Genomic DNA, 20,635 nt, shown 5'->3' on the forward strand with positions numbered 1-20,635 from the left:
GTGGGGCTCTAGTAAGATTTATTAAAATAGCGATTAAAAACTAATGCGCCAATTTCAACGCATCTATTTTCTGTACCAAAGCTACGTTAATTTTCACGTGCGACTCGTACGTCCAGCCTGCAATGTGGGGGGTGAATATTACATTCGTTTTTCCTGTAAGTGTATCGAATGCCCGTCGCTGTGCCGGTGTGAGTGTCGGCAGTTTTTCATTTTCTAATACATCGAGCACCGCACCGCGTACCTTCCCCGTTTCTACACAGGTCGCCAGGTCAGTGAGGGATACAATTTCGCCACGGGCTGCGTTTACCAGGATAATGCTCTTTTTAAAACGGTCGAGATAGGCGCGCGACACCATGCCTTTCGTTTCGGGTGTCAGTGGTATGTGCAGACTCAGAATGTCGGCCTGCTCCACAATCTCCTGTTCTGTAACTTCGCGGCAGACAGCGTCGGAAAATCCTGTTTTATACTTATCGTACGCTAAAACATTACATCCAAAGCCGGCCAGCCGGCGGGCGAACGCCTGCCCCATGTTACCATACCCAATAATGCCGATGGTCTTTCCCATGATCTCTTCGCCGCGGTTGCCCTCGCGCTCCCACACCTGCTGCCGCACCTGCTGGTCGGCCCGGGGAATGTTGCGCAGCAACGCCAGCAACGCCCCGACGGTATATTCGCCCACCGCATCGCGATTGCCTTCGGATGCGTGCAGGATATGTATACCTTTTTCGTGCAGGTAGTCGACATCGAGGTTATCGATACCGGCGCCCGCGCGGCCGATGAAGCGGACACTCGGGTTTTCCCCTAGAAGATCGCGGTCGATCGTCGTTTTACTGCGTACGATCAGTCCGTCGTAACCGACATGTTTTTGCTTAATCTCGTCGCGTGTGATCGCGGGTTGGTAGTCTATGTCCCAGCCGATTTCCGCCAGCAGCGAAAACAGGCTTTCATGCATAGAGTCTACGACAAGGCATTTCAGAGCAGCCATTAGAGCATGAGGTGTACTGTAAAGAAATAAACCGTTAATCCCAGCAGATCGTTGGTGGTGGTAATAAAAGGCCCTGCCGCCAATGCCGGGTTAAATCCAAAGCGATTTAATATAAGGGGTGTAATGGTACCGATAAACGATGCAAACAGCACCACGCTGAACAGCGCGATCGACACCACGGAAGAAAGTCTATATTCACCAAAGAGCAAGATGTTGGCGCCGAGCACCAGCAACGCCAGCACGAGCCCATTGAGCAGCGCGACAAAAAACATTTTAATAAGACGCTTCCACAACCCCTCGTCCACAAAGTCGGGGTTGGCAAGACTTTGCACAACAAGCGACGAGGATTGTATGCCCACGTTACCACCCGTGGCCTGGATGAGCGGCGTAAAGAACGCAATGGCCGTGATGCGCGACAGCTCGGCTTCAAACAGGCCCATGAACTTGGCATTCATCAACCCGCCAAAGATCCCGATCAGCAGCCACGGCAGACGCGCCCGCGTGTTGCGCCAGATGCTGTCGTCTTCTTCTACGTTCTCGCTGATACCCGACATGAGCTGCCGCTCTTCTTCCGCCTGCTCGGTAATAACGTCTACCACGTCGTCGATGGTGATCCGGCCCACCAGGTGGCCTTGCACATTGACGACCGGTACGGATTCCAGGTCGTATTTCTTCATGACCTCGGCGACTTCCCAATCTTCCATATAGGTTTCGACCGAGATGATATCTTCTTCGTAAATGTCGGCCACCAGCTTGCGCGCATCCGAGATAATCAGGTCTTGCAACGCTACCTTGCCCAGCAGCTTTTCGTGATCATCCACCACGTAGACGGCATAGAATCGCGATACGTTTTCAGCCTGCTTGCGGATCTCCTCCACACACTGCACAACGGTCCAGTTAACATACGCCCGGATCAGCTCCTTCGCCATGAGGCCACCGGCCACGTTCTCTTCATAGCGCAGCAGGTCGGTGACCTGCACGCGCAGCTCGGAGTCGAGAAAAGAGATGACCTCCTCGCGCTCCTTTATAGGAAGCTCGTGCAGAATGTCGGCCGTATCATCCGACAACAGCTGGTTGAGAAAGACGGCAATCTCTTTGGGCTGGTATACTTTGAGGTATTGCTTGCGGATGTCGGGGTCGAGTCCGCGAATGATCTCGGCCTGCATGTCGATCGACATCAGGTCGATGATATACTTCGAATCGATCGGCAGGAATTCGTACAGCAGGGCGGTGATGTCTTCGGCCTTTACACCGTCGAGCGCCTTGCGGATGAAAGGGTCGTCGTGTTCCTCCAGGGCCAGCTGGATGCGATCACGAAACTCTTTTGTCAGCTCAAATTCCAGTATTTGCTGCTCCACGGCTTTGCCCGATTAATTGGGTGAGGTATACAAACTGATCGACCGAGAGTTGCTCGGCGCGTTTGTCGAGGAGCTCCAGGGCCGAAATTTCGGCAGGCAAACTTAGAGGTTTTAGGGCATTGCGCAAGGTCTTGCGGCGGTTATTGAACCCCTGCTTGACCACCTGCACAAAGAGCTTTTCGTCACACGCCAACGCGTGTGTCTGGTTGCGCTCCAGCCGTATAACGGCCGACATCACTTTCGGCGGTGGTGTGAATACACCCGGCGGAACTTTGAACTGATACGTGATGGTATAATACGCTTGCAGTAACACACTCAGGATGCCATAGGTCTTGCTGCCGGGTGGCTCTGCAATACGATCGGCCACTTCCTTCTGCAGCATGCACACCACCGCACGCACGCGATGGCGTTCCTCCAGCACACGAAAGAAGATCTGCGACGAAATGTTATAGGGGAAGTTACCGATGATGGAGAACGGCCCCGGAAAGAGGGTGCTCAGATCCACTTTCAGAAAATCGCCCGACACCACGCGGCCTTCCAGCGACGGATAGTGCTCGCCCAGGTATTGCACCGAGTCGCGGTCGATCTCGATCAGCTTCAGGTCGATGGCGGTATTCGTGTGCAGGTATTTGGTCAATACCCCCATGCCCGGACCGATCTCCAAAACGGACTCGCCCGGCGTGGGCTGCAGGGCGTCAACAATGCGTTTGGCAATACCCTCGTCGTGTAAAAAATGCTGGCCCAGAAACTTCTTCGGCCGGACCTTATTCGTCGGTTTACGTTGCATGCAGGGGTAAATGTACGGGGTTACGGCGGGTTGCCCGGTTAGCAGATAACGGATTTTTTTCATTAAATCGCAAAGAATTGATTTTTCTACTGCATGAGTACAGCGCAAAAACCCCGTATTGGAATTACCCTGGGTGACGTTAATGGCGTCGGTCCCGAGGTAGTGATCAAAGCTTTAACTGACAATCGGCTGCTGAACCTGGTCACGCCCGTGGTATACGGCTCGGCCCGGGTCATCACCTTTTACAAGAAGCTGCTGAACATCGAAGAGCTCAACTATACGCAGGTGCGCGGCAAAGGGCAGTATGCTCCCAAAAGCATAAACGTAGTGAACTGCTGGGAAGACGTGCTCGAAGTCAACCCCGGCAAAGCATCCCCCGAAACGGGCAAAGCATCCCTCGTGGCCTTGCAGCAGGCCTGCGAGGACCTCAAGGAAGGCCTCATCGACGCATTGGTGACAGCCCCCATTGACAAACACTCCGTACACAGCGACGCCTTTCCGTTTAAAGGCCATACCGAATACCTGACGCAGTTCTTTGGCGCCCAGGAAAGCCTCATGTTTATGGTCAGCGACACGCTGCGTGTCGGACTGGTGACCGAGCATATCCCCGTAAAAGACATCGCCGCCGCCATTACGAAAGAACGGATCGAAGCCAAGCTGCGCCTGATGGAGCAGTCCCTGCGCAAGGACTTCGGCATCAACAAACCGCGCATCGCGGTGCTGGGGCTGAACCCGCACGCCGGCGACGGCGGCCTGCTGGGAGAAGAAGACGAGAAGATCATCAAACCCGTAGTGACCGAGCAAAAGAACAAAGGCAAGCTGGTCTACGGCCCCTACGCCGCCGACGGTTTCTTTGCCGCCGGCAGCCACACCAAGTACGACGCGGTGCTGGCCATGTACCACGACCAGGGCTTGGTACCCTTCAAAACCCTCGCCTTTGAGCAGGGTGTCAACTTTACCGCAGGGTTATCGGTGGTCCGTACATCACCCGATCATGGCACGGCATACACCCTGGCCGGCAAGAATAACGCGGACGAAAGCTCGCTGCGGCATGCCATTTACCAGGCCCATGATATTTTTAAACACCGAAATGAGCCGTCCACAGAAAAATAAGATTACTTAAGTCCGCGTTTTTAACATTTGACCGTCCGGCCCGCCATTATTTTGAATATTAAGTATATTTGATCTTCAAGTATTAGTTGAAATGGATATAGTCACTAAAAAGCAACTGAACATACTTATTCAACTGGCCGAGGCCGACAAGCATTTCGCCAAAATTGAACGGGAACTGATCTTTAAGATAGCCCGGGAGCGCAAGTTTCCCGAAGAGATCGTACTGGAGCTGATCCGTAACCCCGAGCCCATTGATTCGCTGGGGGCATTGTCCCTGGACCAAAAATTTGAATACCTGATGTCGAGTGTCGAGCTGGTTTTTGTGGACCAGAACGTGTTCGAAAGCGAGATCATTTTCAGCAAAAACATCGCCATCAAGCTCGGTTTTAAGAAGGGCGTCATTGATTACATAATAGAGCATTACGAGACCAAAACACGTGCGGAGTTCCGCGAGATCGTGCTTCGTGATTTTCTGAGCTAACCTTTTTTGCCCCCAAATAATGCCCTGGCGGCCTTTAAACCGCCCTCCCGCACCTTTTCTGAAAATGTATCCCCCCTACGGTGCAGATTGTAATTAATTATCCTAAATTTGCCGACTAATTTTTAAAACGCCTTTTGGGCCTTGTTTTGGGAATTTACAGCGTCAATATCATTGGCCTGAGCAACAAAAAGCACCCGTTTGAATACGAGCTGGGTGATGCGTTCTTCAGGGAGTACGGAACAGAGGACCTGGTTTCGCAGGGACATTTCCGTGCAGCGGTTACGCTGGACAAACACGAGACGTTCATCGGCGCCGAGTTTGTTTTGAAGGGAGTCGCCACGTTGGTGTGCGACCGCAGTCTCGAACCGTTTGAATACCCGATTGAAAGCCGTCGCGAGATTGTTTTCAAGTTCGGGGACAAAGACGAGGAGATGAGCGATGAGATCATCATGATCCACCGGGATACGGCAACACTCGAGCTGGGACACTACCTGTACGAGTTTATCGCCCTGGCGGTGCCGATGAAAAAGCTTCACCCGAAGTTTCAAAACGAAACATGGGACGAGGAGGAAGAAAATGCGGCAGGCAAGCTTGTCTACACGTCAGAGACCAAAAGCGATGATGGCACCGACGACGACGATGCGACCGACCCCCGCTGGGACATATTAAAGAAATTAAAATAAACTGTTTTAGACTATGCCGAATCCGAAGCGAAAAACCTCGAAAACCCGCCGGGATAAGAGAAGAACACATTACAAAGCCACTGCGAAGCAACTGGCTGTGTGTCCTACCACGGGAGAAAATCACCTTCCTCACCGTGCCTTCTGGCACGAAGGCAAGCTTTACTACAACGGTAGAGTGGTGATGGAAAAAGAAGTTCTGGCGTAACTGCATGAACGGGCCGATACTCGGGAAACATCCGTTCGTCCATCTTCGGGCGACATATGTCATGCCGGGTAAAGGTACCTGTACTATGCATCTCTCTCACGAGATTACTAACGAATACACTCAAATGCTCGATGCCCCTGGCACCGGGCTTTTTCTTTTTTAACTATTTCTATGACAAGCATAAGAGCAGCGATCACCGGCGTAGGCGGATATGTTCCGGAATATATTCTTACCAACCAGGAACTGGAGACCATGGTGGACACGACGGATGAGTGGATCACCTCCCGCACCGGTATCAAAGAGCGACGCATCTTAAAAGGCGAGAACCAGGGCGTTTCGGTACTCGGCATTGCCGCGGTTAAAGACATGCTGGCAAAAACAAAAATAGACCCCAAGGAAATCGACTGCGTCATCTTCGCGACAGTAACAGCCGACATGACATTCCCGGCGACGGCGAACATCGTCGCGTCGGCCGTCGGTGCGACCAACGCCTTTAGCTTTGACATGGGCGCGGCATGCTCGGGCTTTCTCTACGGCCTTTCGGCAGGTGCCAGCTATATCCAGTCGGGCATGTGTAAAAAAGTAGTGGTGATCGGCGGCGACAAGATGTCGGCCATCATGGACTATACCGACCGTACCACCTGCATCATCTTCGGCGATGGCGCAGGGTGTGTGCTGCTGGAGCCTACGACAGAAGACGTAGGTATAGTCGACGCTATACTAAAAAGCGACGGCGCGGGTGAAACATACCTGCACATGAAAGCCGGCGGCAGTCGCATGCCTGCTTCACGCGAGACGGTAGACAAACGTCAGCACTTTGTATACCAGGAAGGTTCGGCTGTATTTAAGTTTGCCGTCACCAACATGGCCGAAGTATCTGCGCAGCTTGCCACACGCAACAACCTCACTGCCGACAACATCAACTGGCTGGTGCCACACCAGGCCAACAAACGCATCATCGACGCTACCGCGCACCGTGTAGGCATCACGGAAGACAAAGTAATGATGAACATCGAGCGTTACGGCAACACCACGGCGGGTACCATTCCGCTGTTGCTGTGGGACTACGAGAAGCAACTGAAGAAAGGTGACAACTTATTGTTGGCAGCTTTTGGCGGCGGCTTTACGTGGGGCGCGGTGTATGTAAAATGGGCTTATAACAGCTAGACACTTGCAGGCTGCAGTACGTGTCTGCCGTCTCTCCGACTGGCGTGCAGGTACCGCAACTTGCATTTACTCAATGTATTTGTAACTTAACGACCTAAATTTTTTTTATGGCAACTGTATCAGACCTGAGCAAAGGAAATTTCATGCGCTATAACGGCGAGGTGGTGCAGGTGGAAGAGCTCCAACACCGCACTCCCGGTAACTTGCGCGCATTTTACCAAATCAAGATGCGTAACGTACGCAATGGTAAAGTGGCAGAAAACCGTTTCCGCCCAGGCGAAGAGGTAGAGATCCTGCGGGTCGAGACCAAAGAATATCAATACCTGTACGCCGACGGTGACAGCCTGGTGTGTATGGACAAAGAGACCTTCGACCAGATTTACCTGGACAAAGCCTTGTTGGGTGACGCTATCCGGTTTATCAAAGAAGAAATAACGTTGTTGATTGCGTTTGAAAATGGTGAGACTGCCATTACTGCGGAACCTCCCGCGCACGTGATCATGGAAGTTCAATATACCGAGCCGGGCATGCAAGGTGACACAGCTACCCGTACACTCAAACCTGCCAAACTGGAAAACGGCGCAGAGATCCGTGTTCCGCTTTTTGTCAACACCGGTGATAAGATCAAGATCGAGACCGCCACTGGTGCCTATGTAGAACGTGTAAAATAATTCGGAGCCATGAGCAAAACCCGTGCAACCAAAACCCCCGCGAAGTCAGCGGCTAAACCCCAGCCGGCACGCGCAGAATCCGGTTCATCGAACCAAACTATGAAGACATCTGAAATCCGCGACCTGATCGACTTTATTTCTACGACAGGCCTCAACGAAGTAAACATTGAAACCAAAGAGCTGAAGCTTCACGTAAAACGCGAGCCCGATCAGAAGGTTTTTAAATCTACGCCGGTCATGGCTCCTACCGTAGCGGCAGCGCCTGCTGCTACCGCCCCCGTTGCACAAGCTGCAGTGGCACCGGTATCGGCCCCGCGCGTTGAGGCTGCGCCTGTTGCCACCGGTAAAAATACCATCGACATCAAGTCGCCTATGATCGGTACCTTCTACCGCTCGGCCAACCCGGAATCTCCTTCCTTCGTTTCGGTCGGCGACAAAGTATCAAAAGGACAGACCGTCTGCATCATCGAAGCGATGAAGCTTTTCAACGAGATCGAGTCCGAAGTATCCGGTACGATTGTAAAAGTGATGGTGGAAAACTCCTCACCGGTAGAATACGACCAGGTTCTCTTCGTCGTAGAGCCGGATTAATTCAGTTGACTGAATCAAGGTTCAAAGCCAACGCCACACCTATTGTGCCGTGCGTGACGCTTTGAACCTTGCATTTTTAACCTAGAACGCAGTAGAATACTATGTTTAAAAAAATTCTGATAGCAAACCGCGGCGAGATCGCCCTGCGCGTTATCCGTACCTGCAAGGAAATGGGTATCAAAACGGTGGCGGTATACTCTACGGCCGACCGTGAAAGCCTCCACGTTCGCTTTGCCGACGAGGCGGTTTGTATAGGCGATGCTCCCAGCAAAGACTCCTACCTCAACATACCGCGGATCATCTCCGCAGCGGAGATCACCAACGCCGACGCAATCCACCCGGGATACGGCTTCCTGTCGGAGCGCGCCGAGTTCTCGGCCATTTGCCACGAGTACGGTATCAAGTTCATCGGCCCCACACCGGCCATGATCAATGCCATGGGCGATAAGGCCACGGCAAAAGATACCATGAAACGCGCCGGCGTACCGACCATTCCCGGTTCGGACGGCCTGCTGGAGTCTGTGGAAGAAGGAATTCGCCTGTCGAATGAAATGGGCTACCCCGTGATCGTCAAGGCTACGGCCGGTGGCGGTGGCAAAGGTATGCGGATCATCAACAGCGAGTCGGAGTTTCAGAAGGCCTGGGACGACGCCAAGCGCGAAGCCGCAGCCTCCTTTGGCAACGACGGTCTGTACCTCGAGAAATTTGTAGAAGAGCCCCGCCACATTGAAATCCAGGTGATGGGCGACCAATACGGAAAAGTATGCCACTTGTCCGAGCGCGACTGCTCGATACAACGCCGTCACCAGAAGCTGGTGGAAGAAACCCCTTCGCCGGTCGTCAGCCAGGAACTGCGCGAGCGCATGGGCGAAGCCGCCATCCGCGGTGCCAAAGCGATCAACTACGAAGGTGCCGGCACCATCGAGTTCCTGCTAGACAAGCATGGCAACTTCTACTTCATGGAAATGAACACCCGGATCCAGGTAGAGCACCCCATCACCGAAGAAGTGACCGACTACGACCTGATCAAAGAACAGATCAAGTCCGCCGCGGGTGTGCCGATCTCGGGTACCAACTACTTCCCGAACCTGTTCGCGATGGAGTGTCGTATCAACGCCGAAGATCCGGCCAACGGCTTCCGTCCTTCACCGGGCAAGATCATTAACCTGCACCTGCCGGGCGGCCACGGCGTACGCATCGACAGCCACGTATACGCAGGCTACACCATCCCGCCAAACTACGACTCGATGATCGCCAAGCTAATCGTGAGCGGCCAGTCGCGCGAAGATGTCATTACCCGCATGAAGCGCGCGCTGAGCGAGTTCGTGATCGAAGGCGTTAAAACCACGATCCCGTTCCACCTGGCGCTGATGGACAACCCCACCTTCCGGTCGGGTAAGTTCACCACCAAGTTCCTGGAGACATCGTTTGACTTCTCGGTGCTGAAGTAATCGTCAGCATCCCTGGGAATAATGCCCGGAAGACAGCCCAGCGCTGTTTTCCGGGCATATTTTTTTACTCCCCGCTCCTACCCTCTCAGTAGCCACCAATCCCTGTATCCATACAGAATCACATTCCGTTAACGTCCGGAAGCAGTGGCGCATCGGATTAATCCGTATTTTTACATGTCTATCGTTCGTTTTACCATGCAATCATCAGAAGAAACCCTCTCCGGCTGGGGCAATATTCCCGCCGCGGCCAGCCAGGTATTTTACCCTCAAACCGCCCGCGACATTCGCGCTGCCCTCGACTCCGGCAAGATTCTGCCGCGAGGCCTCGGCCGCAGCTATGCCGACCAGGCCACCAACCGTGAACATCACATCCTGAAAATGGAGAAGATGAATCACTTCCTGGCCTTCGATGCCGAGAAGGGCATCCTCCACTGCGAAGCCGGCGTAAGCCTGGAAGAGATCATCGACCACCTCGCACCCCGGGGCTGGTTTCCGCTCATTACTCCCGGCACCAAGTTCATCACCATCGGCGGCGCCATCGCCAACGATGTACACGGCAAAGCGCACCACGCCGACGGCTCGTTTGTAAACTGCGTCTATGATTTTACCATCTTGCTGGCCAACGGAGAGATCGTACGCGCCAGCCGCGACGAGAACGCCGACCTGTTCTGGGCCAACTTCGGCGGCCTGGGCCTGCTCGGCACCATCCTGACCGCCACCATCCAGCTACGCAAGATCGAGACGACCTACTTCGTACAAAAAGCCGTCGCCGCCCGCAACCTCGACGAGATGCTGGCGGCCATCGACGTAAGCGAGCAAACCTATAGTTCATCCGTTGCCTGGATCGACTCCATGGCCAAAGGCAAAAACCTGGGCCGCGGCGTATTGACCATGGGCAACCACGCCCTGTTGAAAGACCTGCCGCCCAAGCTGCGCACCAACCCCCTGAAGCTCGGCAAAAAAGCCAAGCTAGCGGTACCGTTCTACCTGCCCAGCTTCACGCTGAATACGTTGACGGTAAAGATCCTCAACACAGCACTATACATTATGCAGAAGAACGGCGCGCCCATCGCGCACTACGACAAATTCTTCTACCCGCTTGATATGATCAACAACTGGAACCGCGGCTATGGCAAGCGCGGCTTCATTCAATACCAGTTCGTACTGCCGATGGAAAAGGGTCCGGAGAACATCCGGAAGATCCTGACCGAGATCACGCAAAGCAACTGCGTACCGTTCCTGAACGTGCTGAAAAAATTCGGCAAAGGGCAGGGTGGCCTGCTGTCGTTCCCCTTCGAGGGCTACACCTTCGCCATCGACTTCCCGATAACGGAGCAGCTGAAGCCGTTTACGCAAAAGCTTGATAAGATGGTGCTGGATATGGGCGGACGGATTTACCTGGGGAAAGATGCCTACTTAGATGAGCCTACATTCAAGGCGATGTACCCCCAACACAAAGACTGGCTGGACATCAAAAAGAAATACGACCCACGAGACGTATTCAGCTCCGACCTATCCCGTCGCATAGGCCTCGCATAAAGTATAAAGCAAAGGCCCCGACAAGTCGGGGCCTTTTTATTATCATTTCTTCGGAGCTTTCTTCTCCTTCTTCGGCCGCTCCTCCACCGCCTGTTCCAGCTCACCATACCACTGCTCCCCATACTTCCGGATCAGCGGCTCCTTCAAAAACTTATACACCGGCACCTGCAGCTCTTTCCCCAACACACACGCCGGCGAGCAAATATGCCACTTGTTATAATTCAGCGCCTCAAAGTTCTTTTTAGAAGTAATGCGAATCGGATATAAATGACACGAGATCGGCTTCTTCCACGTAATCTTGCCATCCAGGTAAGCCTGCTCAATCCCACACTTCAAAATCCCCTGCTTGTCATAGATCGCATACACACATTCGCGTCCGTCGATCACCGGCGTACACAGGTCGCCATCATCATCCGTCGTATGCGTCCCCAGCTTCTCGATCACGCGAATAGCGTCCTTCGTCAAATACGGTTTTACGATCGGATAGATTTCCTCCAGGATCGGAAGCTCGTCCTCGTTCAACGGCGCGCCAAAGTCGCCCTCCACACAGCACGCACCTTTGCATTTGTCCAGGTTGCAGACAAATTCTTTTTCCACGACATCGTCGGAAACCAATACTTCGCCAATCTTGATCATAACACAAAGATACTGAAAATCAGGAACGGTCAATACGGCGGCCCTGCCTACGGCAGGTAAACTAAAACAGCTCGGTCTGGTCGCTGCTGTACACGCTGTGCTGAATCACCTTTGTGGAATACTTGCGGGAGAAGAAGCCTACATAATACGCCGGCACCTGCATGAGCGGGGAATTGAGCGGGTGCGCCGACAACGCAGTATTCAAGCCCAGCATCAGCATATTGGTCTGATACAACCGCACCATATGCTTGTAGAACTGAGCATTGCTCGTGGACGCCGCCAGCCGCTGCAAGTCGCCGACGCCGAGAAATCGTTTGAGCGTGGCAGCGTGCTCTTCGTTGTAATAGGAATAATTCATTCGCTCGTTCAGCGGCCAGGTGAACGGCATGATGAAACTAAAATTCAGCGCGGCGAGTTTATCTATTGTCGCAAACGGCACAGTAAAGGAAAACGGATCGACCAGGCACACCACGGCCACTTTGCCCCCACGGATATTTTTCGGAAGAACAGCCTGCAAGGCCTCCGGGGCGTCGACGGGGTTGCAGTCGAGCACGGTGGCGTTCCGATCGCGGAAGCGGCTCGCCAGCCGGCTGCGCAATGCCTGCGCCTGCGTGAAATCGGGCTCGCAAAAAATCCAGTGCGAAATAGGCCATTCTTCGCCCATCAGGGTAAAAGCGGCGCCGGGAAAAACGTCGCGTTGGTGGCCATGCGAATACAACCCGCTGCCCGCACAAAGGTCGACTACAATAATCTCGCTGGCCCGGCCGGCAACATGACCAATGAATGATTGGACGTAACGTGTAATGACCTGAACCTTTACTTTAAACCAGGGCTCAGCAGCGGTAATACTCAATCCGTCTTTATACTCCACACGTGGCGCGTTTTTCTCAAAAATACAAAGGACAAATTTCATTAAAAGGATGTCCGTCTTTAATGTTTAATTTGCGCTCTCAATTATGACTGAATACTTAGATACCCTCAACGAACCTCAACGCGAAGGCGTACTCACCACCGAAGGTCCCGTCATGCTCATTGCCGGCGCCGGCTCGGGCAAGACCCGGGTGCTGACCTTTCGCATTGCCTACCTCATTCGGGAAAAGAATGTTGATCCGTTCAGCATCATGGCGCTGACCTTTACCAACAAGGCGGCCAAGGAGATGCGCGAGCGTATCGAAAAAGTCGTGGGCAGCGACGCCCGCAGCCTGATGATGGGTACGTTTCACTCGGTGTTCTCGCGCATTCTCCGCGCGGAGGCACACCACATAGGGTATCCCAATAACTTTACGATCTACGATACCGACGATGTCAAGCAGTTGCTGCGCACCATTATCAAGGAGAAAGGCCTGGACGATGCGGTATATAAAGTCAATACCGTGCTGAGCCGCATTTCTTCCGCCAAGAACAAGCTGATCGGCGCCGACGAATACCTGCGGAACGCGGAGCTGATGGGTGATGACGCGGCAAACATGCGGCCCGAAATCGGCAACATCTATAAAATTTATACCAACCGCCTGTACAAGTCGGGCGCCATGGACTTTGACGACCTGCTGTTCAACACCGACAAGCTCTTTAAAGAGCATCTCGACGTGCTGAACAAATACCAGCAGCGCATTCAATACCTGATGGTGGACGAGTTTCAGGATACCAACCTCTGCCAGTATTACATCATTCGCAAGCTGGCCGCGGTGCGGGAGAACGTCTGCGTGGTAGGCGACGATGCGCAAAGTATTTATGCCTTCCGCGGAGCAGACATTACCAACATCCTGAACTTCGAGCGTGACTATGCCGACCTGAAAGTGATCAAGCTGGAGCAGAACTATCGCTCCACCAGCAACATTGTGCAAGCCGCCAACTCGGTCATCAAACGCAACCGCGCGCAGCTGCCCAAGAATGTGTGGACGGCCAACGAAGAGGGCAAGCTCATCGAGCTGATCAAAGCTGTATCCGACAATGAAGAAGGCCGCCTCGTGGCAACCTCCATCTTCCAGGAGCGCATGCAGCACCAGATGAAGTATAGCGACTTTGCCATATTATACCGCACCAACAGCCAGTCGCGTGCGCTGGAAGAATCGCTGCGACGCATGAACATTCCGTACCGCATGGTGGGCGGTCTGTCGTTCTACCAGCGCAAAGAGATCAAAGACATTCTGGCGTACCTGCGTTTCACCATGAACCAGCAGGACGAGGCCTCGTTCCGCCGCATCATCAACCTGCCCAAGCGTGGCATCGGCGATGCTACCGTCGACAAGATTGTAGTCGCCGCCAACGACCACGGCGCCCCGCTGTGGGACATTGTACAGAACGTGACGCCCTTTGTGGGTGGACGTGTGGCCGGACCGATTGACGACTTCGTGGCCATGATCAAACGCTTCTCGATGGAGATCGAGCGCAAAGATGCCTACGAAGCCGCCTTCGAAATTGCCAAAAGCTCCGGCCTGCTGCGCGAGCTGTACGAAGACAAGACCGTAGAGGGCCTGAGCCGCTACGAAAACGTACAGGAGCTACTGAACGCCATCAAGGAATTTACCGACGACCCCGAGCGCCAGGATAAAAGCCTGGGGGCTTTTCTGCAAGAGGTGTCGCTGCTGACAGGGCAGGACGAAGAGAAGGATAAGGACCCGGACAAAGTCACGCTCATGACCATTCACATGGCCAAGGGGCTTGAGTTTAAGTATGTCTACATGGTGGGCATGGAGGAAGACCTCTTCCCGTCGCAGATGATGATCAACAGCCGCGCCGACCTGGAAGAGGAGCGCCGCCTGTTTTACGTGGCCATTACACGGGCAGAGAAACGCCTGTTCCTCTCCTACGCGCTGTCGCGCTACCGCTTCGGACGCCTCAAGAATTCCGAGCCCAGCCGTTTCCTCGACGATATCGATTCATCCTTCATTAAGGTCAGCAGCAAGTTTAGCAGCGCCATCGAGTCTACACCGCCGCCCAGCCAGTATGCCAAAAAGCTGGTGGCCGGCATCAAGAAAACCGTTACCTCCGCACCGCCGACACGCCCGGTGACGTACAAACCACCGGCCGACTTCATCCCGAGCGACACGGGGGCCCTGCAGGTAGGCATGCGGGTAGAGCATCCGAAATTCGGCTTTGGCACGGTTTTGCAAATGGATACGTCCGGCGCGGACCGCAAGGCCAAGATCGGCTTTAAGGACATCGGCGAAAAGACCCTGCTGCTGAGCTTCGCCAAGCTGCGCATCGTCGAGAATTAGGGCTGAAATGCGCTTCCGGTCAGTATTTTACTTTTGATGAAATATCCGTTACCTTGCGGTTAAATATAATTTACCTGAAAGGACCCGGATCCATTGCCATTGAACTTTTACCGGACATCCTGAGCAATCGGTGCCTGATCTCATTAAATTTTTGACAACACCCACCGGCCCTTGCCGGCGGAAGTACCAATAAAAAAAACTGTATGATAGGAGAATATAATACTTCCCGTCCCCACATCATTTTGAAAGAATACGGCCGCAACGTACAAAAGCTTGTCGAGTACATTCGCCAACAACCCGATAAGCAAAAACGTACCGAGCTGGCCTATACGCTGATCGAGCTGATCAAACAGCTCACGCCCTCCATCAAAGAGCAGGGCGAAGATCCACAACGCATGTGGGACGATTTGTATATCATCGCCGACTTCGACCTCGATGTAAACAATCCCTATACCATACCCGACCGCGAGACCGTCTTCAAGAAGCCCCTCAAGGTAGAGTACCCGAAGAACGACGTACGCTTTAAGCACTACGGCAAGAACATCGAGAAGCTGGTAAAAGAAGCGCTGAAGAAAGAAGATCCGCAAGAGCGCGAAGACGCCATCATCTACCTGGGCAAGCTCATGAAAACGTTCTACGCCAACTGGAACAAAGAGCCCCTGGATGACTCGGTCATCCTGCGTGATATCAATATGATGTCGGGCGGTGCGCTGAACATGACCATCGACAAAATACGCGAAGACAACCTCTTCGAGAAGTTATACAAAGAACGTAAAAAGGTCCGCCCGCAAGGGGGCCCCAGTGGCAATCAGGCCCACCCGGGGCATCAAAGCCACAACCGTCAGGGAGGTGGCACCGGTGGTCACAACCGCCCCTTCAACAAGAACCGTGGCAATAACAACAACAATTTCAAGCGCAGAAGAGATCAATAGCCATTAGAACAGAGCGTATTCCATGAGCATTTTCAAGATACGGGGTGGAAAAAAACTGAAAGGTGAGATCACTCCCCAGGGTGCCAAAAACGAAGCACTGCAAATTCTGAGCGCCGTGCTGCTGTCGCCAGAGACCATCACGATCCACAACATTCCAGACATCGTTGACGTCAACAAGCTCATCGAGCTCATTGGCGACCTGGGCAGCAAGGTCGAGCGCCTCGGCAATGGCTCTTGCCGCTTTACCTCCAACAACATCAATACAGCTTTTTTAGAGACCGACGAGTACCGCAAGAAAGCGGCCGCGCTGCGCGGCTCCGTGATGTTGCTCGGTCCGATCCTGGCCCGCTTTGGCAAGGCCACCCTGCCCAAACCGGGTGGAGACAAGATCGGCCGTCGTCGTTTGGATACGCACTTCCTCGGGTTCCAGAAACTTGGCGCCCGGTTTAACTTCGACGCCAGCGAGCACCTCTTCCACATCGACGCCAGCGAGCTCCGCGGCTGCTACATGTTGCTGGACGAAGCGTCTGTCACCGGCACGGCCAACGTCGTCATGGCGGCAGTCCTGGCCAAAGGCACGACAACCATTTACAACGCGGCCTGCGAACCCTACCTGCAACAGCTCTGCCTCATGCTCAACCGCATGGGTGCAAAGATCAGCGGTGTAGGCTCCAACCTGCTCACCATTGAAGGTGTAGACAAGCTCGGCGGCACGGAACATACCATGCTGCCCGACATGATCGAGATCGGCAGCTTCATCGGCCTGGCGGCCATGACCCAATCGGAAATTACGATCAAAAATTGCCGCATCGACATGCTCGGCGTTATCCCGGACATCTTCCGACGCCTGGGTATCAAACTCGAATTCCGCGGCGATGATATCTTTATCCCTTCTCAGGAACGCTATGAGATCGAGACCTTCATCGACGGCTCTATCCTGACCGTAGCCGATTCCCCCTGGCCCGGCTTCACGCCCGACCTGATCAGTATTGTGCTGGTCGTGGCGACGCAAGCCAAAGGCACCGTGCTCATTCACCAGAAGATGTTTGAAAGCCGCCTGTTCTTTGTCGATAAGCTGATCGACATGGGTGCGCAGATCATCCTGTGTGATCCGCACCGCGCGAACGTCATTGGCCTGGACCGCAAGCAGCCGCTCAAAGGCATCAAGATGTCGTCACCCGACATCCGTGCCGGTGTGGCCCTGCTCATCGCGGCCCTGTCAGCACCGGGCACCAGCGAGATCTCGAACATCGAGCAGATCGACCGCGGCTACCAAAACATCGAAGCCCGTCTACGCGCCATTGGTGCGGACATCGAGCGTGTCGGCGGCAACTAGGAAATCTTCTTTTTTCGTGGGATTATAAGTCTATCCGGATGGCTACCGGACAGTGGTCCGAGCCGTGGTATTCGTTGTAGATGGCCGCCTCTTGAACTTTGTTCATCAACGACTCTGCGACCAGGAAGTAGTCAATGCGCCAGCCAACGTTTTTCTCGCGGGCTTTCGTCACGTAGTCCCAATAGGAATATTTAACCTGCTCCGGATAAAACCGCCGGAAGGTGTCTACGAACCCGGCTTCCAGCAGGCGGGTGAAGCCGTCTATTTCGCGCTGGGTATAGCCGGCAGACTTGTTGTAGTTCTCTTTTGCGCGGGCAATGTCGATGGCCTGATGGGCTACGTTCAGGTCACCACAGACAATGACCGGCTTGCGGCGACTGAGCCATAGCAGATGCTCCCTAAACTCCTTATCCCAACGCTCGCGGTAGTCCAGGCGCGCCAGTCCTTCGCCGGAGTTAGGCGTGTAGACCGTTACCACAAAGTAGGTCGCAAACTCGGCTGTGATCACGCGTCCCTCCTGGTCGTGCTCTTCCAGGCCCAGGTCGTAGGTCACCTGCATCGGCTCTTCTTTGCTCAGGATGGCCGTGCCGGAATAGCCCTTGCGGGCCTTGGAGGAATTGACATACACATGGTACCCCGGCAGCAACTCCAGCGCTGAGCGCACTTCTTCCACAGCCGCTTTGGTCTCCTGGAAACAGAGAATATCCGGGTCCATCTGCGCGACATCTTTCAGAAAGTCCTTTTTGATGATCGAGCGGATGCCGTTTACGTTCCAGTTGACGAAATGCTTCATAGGGTTGATTTTGCGGCCTCAATGTTAAGAAAGTTCGCGGGGAAGTCTCAACGAAAACAGAAAAAGTGGCGGGGTAGCCCGCGAAGACAGATTAGACGATGAATGGGTTTGATGTAAACGATAGCGTTCGTCAATACCCGCAAGAAAATACAATCAAATATTTGATTATCAATAAATTGTAATTTATTCGCGATAACATTCGATCACTTTTCAGTGTTTTTCGTTAAATTTGTAGACCAGCAGTAATCAAAAAAATGTTGTAAAACCGTGAAAGCAAGAAACTCACATAGTAAATCCTCCTCCGGTAAAAAGTCGATAGGCTCAATTCTTGTAAAATTGGTTGAGGATAAGAAAGACATTGAGAAAAAAATTCTTTCTGGTGATTATTCTGGCTTAAAAAAGCAGCACAAGCTTGTCCAGCCGATATGAGGTTTCTCCATTCCAAGGAACCTATCAATTCGTAGCAAAGAATGAAATCCAGTATGCACTTTTTCAGACATAACGGAGAATTTTGATGACTTTGATACTAAGAATTGTCGTATCCTTATGTTTAATCTCACAAACAAATCCATAGATGTCCTTCCACCGTTGGATAGTCGTGTGGGAGTAACAGTGACCTGGATTCTTTCGGAGTTTTTCAAAAGCAATGATGATGTAGTTATATATGTAGCCGACACAAAGGATGGCAGACATGAAAAACGTCGTCAACGATTTGACAGATGGCTACGGGACTATCCTATAGCGGGCGTAGTGATTGATGACTACACCTATGAAAATCTTTTAGCTGGGATTATCCGGAAGGAAACTGGACTTCACAAGTCGATTTCAGATGAGCTTAGGATGGAGTTCGATAAGATGAAGGAGGGATATTAGGGGATCGTTAACTGCCCCCTAAACGCTTGTCACGAATGGCTTACAACGAAGTAAAAACAGAAAGCCCTGTACGACAGTACAAGGCTTTACCATATCATAAAAGGTCAGGACTGCTTATTTCTTAGCAGCCTTAGCTTTGAACTCTTCTTTGATGGCTTCGATGTCAACGTTCTTGATCACCGGTTTAGCATTCTGGATCTTCAGCGACTGGCGACGAACAGCCGATTTAGCTTTATCTTTGCGGTTTTTTCTCTTAAGTCTGGTTACTGCCATGGCACTTATTCTTTAAAAGGAGCGCAAAAATAATCCGCTTTTCCATTCCAACCAAGAAATAATCGTAATTATCCTGACAGACCCCGCATTGGCCACCAGGAGCCTTCCGTTCCTGAAAATCCTGGTTAGCTTTGCGGCGTAGAATTTTATGGAAAAACCCACATTACCCAAAGGAACACGCGATTTCGGTCCGGCAGTTATGGCCAAGCGGCAGTTTATTTTCAACACCATCCGCCAGGTATTTCAGACCTACGGCTTTATGCCCCTGGAAACTCCTGCCATGGAAAACCTGTCGACCCTGACCGGGAAATACGGTGAGGAAGGTGATCAGCTGCTGTTTAAGATCCTGAATTCGGGCGATTTCCTGGGCGACGTGGACCCCACCCTGCTGGCCGAACGCCAGTCTAAAAAGATCACCGGTGAGATCTCTAAAAAAGGCCTGCGCTACGACCTGACCGTGCCCTTTGCCCGGTATGTGGTCATGAACCGCAACGAAATAAGCTTTCCCTTCAAACGCTACCAGATGCAGCCTGTCTGGCGCGGAGACCGCCCCCAGAAAGGCCGTTATTGCGAGTTCTACCAGTGCGACGCCGATGTCATAGGTACCAACTCGCTGCTCTGCGAAGCCGAGATCATTCTGATGATCAAAGAGGTGTTCAAAGGCCTTGGCATTCCCGACTACAGCATCAAGATCAACCACCGCGGCATTTTGTCGGCTATCGCGGAGATCGTGAATGCCAAAAGCAATGAAAACGCGACCCTCCCGATACAAGGCGAAACTTCGCTTTTTGTGGCCATCGATAAGCTTGACAAGATCGGTGTTGAAAAAGTGAAGGAAGAGCTGCGTCCCAAAGGCTACTCGGACGAAAGCCTCAACATCCTGTTCGATATACTTGAGGTGAAAGGCTCTACGACCAATAAGATCGCCTTTCTCGTGGACCGTTTTACGGCCAACGAAACCGGCCAGCAAGGCCTGCGCGACCTGCGCGAAGTATTAAACTTCTTAAAAAGCTATAACGCTGACGATACGCACGTCGAGTTCGACATCGCCCTGGCCCGTGGCCTGAGCTACTATACCGGCTGCATCTTCGAAGTGAAGATCAACAACGTCGGCATCGGCAGCGTGAGCGGCGGCGGCCGTTACGACAACCTCACGAAGGCTTTTGGAGACAAAGAGAATCTCTCCGGCGTAGGCTTCTCGTTTGGTGTAGACCGTATTTACGATGCCATGGAAGAGCTGCAGCTGTTCCCGAAAAATGCACAGATCTCCTCGAAGGTACTAATCTGCCACTTCGATGATGCCTCCCTGCAATACGGACTCGGTGTACTCGCCAGGCTCCGCGCAGCGGGTATACCGGCGGAAATATACCCCGACCAGAAAAAGCTAAACAAGCAGTTGGAATACGCCAACAAAAAGATGATACCCTTCACGTTGGTGATCGGCTCGGACGAGATGCAGAGCGGCCAGCTGGCCTTTAAAGACATGGAGAAAGGCGAGCAAGTGAAAGCCACCGTCGACGAGGTCATTGCCAAATTGCGATAA

At 53.0% G+C, this 20,635-nt stretch carries 22 protein-coding genes; 15 read left to right on the forward strand and 7 right to left on the reverse strand.

Going from position 1 to position 20,635, the window contains the following annotated elements:
• Positions 1 to 40 precede the first annotated feature (40 nt).
• The 3 genes from K7P01_RS03105 to rsmA are packed head-to-tail and all read right to left on the reverse strand — an operon-like array spanning position 41 to position 3,130.
• Positions 41 to 985, reverse strand: a complete 945-nt coding sequence (locus K7P01_RS03105) for an NAD(P)-dependent oxidoreductase (RefSeq protein ID WP_267289722.1) — start codon at positions 983 to 985, stop codon at positions 41 to 43.
• Positions 985 to 2,343 (reverse strand): magnesium transporter, encoded by a 1,359-nt coding sequence (gene mgtE / locus K7P01_RS03110; RefSeq protein ID WP_267289724.1) that lies wholly within the window; start codon positions 2,341 to 2,343, stop codon positions 985 to 987. Before mgtE ends, K7P01_RS03105 begins: the two co-directional genes overlap by 1 nt.
• Positions 2,318 to 3,130, reverse strand: coding sequence for a 16S rRNA (adenine(1518)-N(6)/adenine(1519)-N(6))-dimethyltransferase RsmA (rsmA, locus tag K7P01_RS03115; RefSeq protein WP_267289726.1), 813 nt, complete (start codon positions 3,128 to 3,130; stop codon positions 2,318 to 2,320). Before rsmA ends, mgtE begins: the two co-directional genes overlap by 26 nt.
• 93 nt (positions 3,131 to 3,223) lie before the next feature.
• Between rsmA and pdxA the strand changes: the two genes are divergently transcribed.
• The 9 genes from pdxA (at position 3,224) to K7P01_RS03160 (ending at position 11,031) form a co-directional block, all read left to right on the forward strand.
• The gene (gene pdxA, locus K7P01_RS03120; RefSeq protein WP_267289728.1) at positions 3,224 to 4,243 is read left to right on the forward strand and encodes a 4-hydroxythreonine-4-phosphate dehydrogenase PdxA; all 1,020 of its coding nucleotides are present in this window, start codon (positions 3,224 to 3,226) and stop codon (positions 4,241 to 4,243) included.
• A gap of 91 nt (positions 4,244 to 4,334) precedes the next feature.
• The gene (locus K7P01_RS03125; protein WP_267289730.1) at positions 4,335 to 4,724 is read left to right on the forward strand and encodes a TerB family tellurite resistance protein; all 390 of its coding nucleotides are present in this window, start codon (positions 4,335 to 4,337) and stop codon (positions 4,722 to 4,724) included.
• Between the two features lie 134 nt (positions 4,725 to 4,858).
• Entirely contained in the window at positions 4,859 to 5,407 is a 549-nt protein-coding gene (locus tag K7P01_RS03130; protein WP_267289732.1) for a YceD family protein, read from the forward strand.
• 13 nt (positions 5,408 to 5,420) lie between these two features.
• Positions 5,421 to 5,612, forward strand: coding sequence for a 50S ribosomal protein L32 (gene rpmF / locus K7P01_RS03135; protein WP_254086858.1), 192 nt, complete (start codon positions 5,421 to 5,423; stop codon positions 5,610 to 5,612).
• A gap of 171 nt (positions 5,613 to 5,783) precedes the next feature.
• Entirely contained in the window at positions 5,784 to 6,779 is a 996-nt protein-coding gene (locus K7P01_RS03140; protein WP_267289735.1) for a beta-ketoacyl-ACP synthase III, read from the forward strand.
• Between the two features lie 107 nt (positions 6,780 to 6,886).
• Complete coding sequence (gene efp, locus K7P01_RS03145; RefSeq protein ID WP_267289737.1) at positions 6,887 to 7,450, forward strand: elongation factor P; 564 nt, start codon at positions 6,887 to 6,889, stop codon at positions 7,448 to 7,450.
• Between the two features lie 99 nt (positions 7,451 to 7,549).
• Positions 7,550 to 8,041 carry an acetyl-CoA carboxylase biotin carboxyl carrier protein gene (gene accB, locus K7P01_RS03150; protein ID WP_267289739.1) on the forward strand — a complete coding sequence of 164 codons (492 nt, stop codon included), beginning with the start codon at positions 7,550 to 7,552 and terminating at the stop codon, positions 8,039 to 8,041.
• Between the two features lie 101 nt (positions 8,042 to 8,142).
• On the forward strand, positions 8,143 to 9,492 hold the full coding sequence (gene accC / locus K7P01_RS03155; RefSeq protein ID WP_267289741.1) for an acetyl-CoA carboxylase biotin carboxylase subunit: 1,350 nt from the start codon (positions 8,143 to 8,145) through the stop codon (positions 9,490 to 9,492).
• A 174-nt stretch (positions 9,493 to 9,666) separates the two neighbouring features.
• On the forward strand, positions 9,667 to 11,031 hold the full coding sequence (locus K7P01_RS03160) for an FAD-binding oxidoreductase (RefSeq protein ID WP_267289743.1): 1,365 nt from the start codon (positions 9,667 to 9,669) through the stop codon (positions 11,029 to 11,031).
• Positions 11,032 to 11,073: 42 nt separating this feature from the next.
• Here the strand turns inward: K7P01_RS03160 and K7P01_RS03165 are convergent, their stop codons facing one another.
• Together K7P01_RS03165 and tcmP are read right to left on the reverse strand one after the other, a co-directional pair.
• Positions 11,074 to 11,667, reverse strand: a complete 594-nt coding sequence (locus K7P01_RS03165) for a DUF3109 family protein (RefSeq protein WP_267289745.1) — start codon at positions 11,665 to 11,667, stop codon at positions 11,074 to 11,076.
• A gap of 61 nt (positions 11,668 to 11,728) precedes the next feature.
• Positions 11,729 to 12,580 (reverse strand): three-Cys-motif partner protein TcmP, encoded by an 852-nt coding sequence (gene tcmP / locus K7P01_RS03170; protein WP_267289747.1) that lies wholly within the window; start codon positions 12,578 to 12,580, stop codon positions 11,729 to 11,731.
• Positions 12,581 to 12,623: 43 nt separating this feature from the next.
• Here tcmP and K7P01_RS03175 point away from each other — a divergent pair, with 43 nt between their 5' ends.
• The 3 genes from K7P01_RS03175 (at position 12,624) to murA (ending at position 17,153) form a co-directional block, all read left to right on the forward strand.
• A complete protein-coding gene (locus K7P01_RS03175; RefSeq protein ID WP_267289749.1) occupies positions 12,624 to 14,885 on the forward strand; it encodes an ATP-dependent helicase in 2,262 nt (753 codons plus the stop codon).
• A 203-nt stretch (positions 14,886 to 15,088) separates the two neighbouring features.
• Positions 15,089 to 15,817, forward strand: coding sequence for a DUF4290 domain-containing protein (locus tag K7P01_RS03180; RefSeq protein WP_267289751.1), 729 nt, complete (start codon positions 15,089 to 15,091; stop codon positions 15,815 to 15,817).
• A gap of 22 nt (positions 15,818 to 15,839) precedes the next feature.
• Positions 15,840 to 17,153, forward strand: a complete 1,314-nt coding sequence (gene murA / locus K7P01_RS03185) for a UDP-N-acetylglucosamine 1-carboxyvinyltransferase (protein ID WP_267289753.1) — start codon at positions 15,840 to 15,842, stop codon at positions 17,151 to 17,153.
• A 22-nt stretch (positions 17,154 to 17,175) separates the two neighbouring features.
• Here the strand turns inward: murA and K7P01_RS03190 are convergent, their stop codons facing one another.
• Entirely contained in the window at positions 17,176 to 17,946 is a 771-nt protein-coding gene (locus K7P01_RS03190; protein ID WP_267289755.1) for an exodeoxyribonuclease III, read from the reverse strand.
• 267 nt (positions 17,947 to 18,213) lie between these two features.
• Here K7P01_RS03190 and K7P01_RS03195 point away from each other — a divergent pair, with 267 nt between their 5' ends.
• Positions 18,214 to 18,375 (forward strand): hypothetical protein, encoded by a 162-nt coding sequence (locus tag K7P01_RS03195; RefSeq protein ID WP_267289757.1) that lies wholly within the window; start codon positions 18,214 to 18,216, stop codon positions 18,373 to 18,375.
• Between the two features lie 117 nt (positions 18,376 to 18,492).
• Positions 18,493 to 18,819 (forward strand): DUF6169 family protein, encoded by a 327-nt coding sequence (locus tag K7P01_RS03200; RefSeq protein ID WP_267289759.1) that lies wholly within the window; start codon positions 18,493 to 18,495, stop codon positions 18,817 to 18,819.
• A 114-nt stretch (positions 18,820 to 18,933) separates the two neighbouring features.
• Here K7P01_RS03200 and K7P01_RS03205 read toward each other — a convergent pair whose 3' ends face one another.
• The gene (locus K7P01_RS03205; protein ID WP_254086846.1) at positions 18,934 to 19,092 is read right to left on the reverse strand and encodes a hypothetical protein; all 159 of its coding nucleotides are present in this window, start codon (positions 19,090 to 19,092) and stop codon (positions 18,934 to 18,936) included.
• Positions 19,093 to 19,240: 148 nt separating this feature from the next.
• Between K7P01_RS03205 and hisS the strand changes: the two genes are divergently transcribed.
• The gene (gene hisS / locus K7P01_RS03210; protein WP_267289763.1) at positions 19,241 to 20,635 is read left to right on the forward strand and encodes a histidine--tRNA ligase; all 1,395 of its coding nucleotides are present in this window, start codon (positions 19,241 to 19,243) and stop codon (positions 20,633 to 20,635) included.

It is taken from the genome of Parachryseolinea silvisoli, from assembly GCF_021190955.1.
Lineage (GTDB): Bacteria > Bacteroidota > Bacteroidia > Cytophagales > Cyclobacteriaceae > Ohtaekwangia > Ohtaekwangia silvisoli.